The 553-nt window shown below is 45.6% G+C and carries 1 pseudogene; it reads right to left on the reverse strand.

From position 1 onward, the window contains the following. Positions 1-553 (reverse strand): annotated as a pseudogene (locus CIK04_RS24385) (methyl-accepting chemotaxis protein); the annotation flags it as partial.

The following is a 553-nucleotide window of genomic DNA, read 5'->3' on the forward strand; positions in this document are numbered from 1 at the left end:
ATCGCGAATCACAAACACCACAATGAGGGACACATTACCAATCATCACCGTGGTTCTTACATCATGCGCCGCCGCTTCAAATTGACGGCTGGTTCGCGCTTCTAAGCTCTTTAAAAACTCATCAATCGGCGCCATGATTTTGGCTTTTTCTTGGTGATATTCTTTACTGTGTAAGAGTTTCGCTGCCATTGCCATATCCGGCTCAGCTCGACGAGTGTAGTTGCCAGAACTATCCGGATAGAGCCCTTTCACCGCATTCATCGCTTTGACTTCCATGTTCACCAAAGCATCGGAGTTTTGTTGGGCTTGTTTAAGAAGTTGAAACTCAGATTGGGTGAAGCCCAGATTTTCCATCATTTTCTGCAATGAGATTCTTGCACCATCGGCTTTGGGTTTTTGCCCATAGTTCAACACCAAATCCCAGTAGATGGTGTGATAGTTTTGCGGTCTCGGTTTGTCACCATTTCGAATGGCAAGGATGTCCATGTACATTTTTCATAGGCCTTCATCACCCGTCAGCCACATAGGTACGTCCTAAACGTGTTAAGGTCAT

The organism is Vibrio sp. 03_296 (assembly GCF_002265885.1).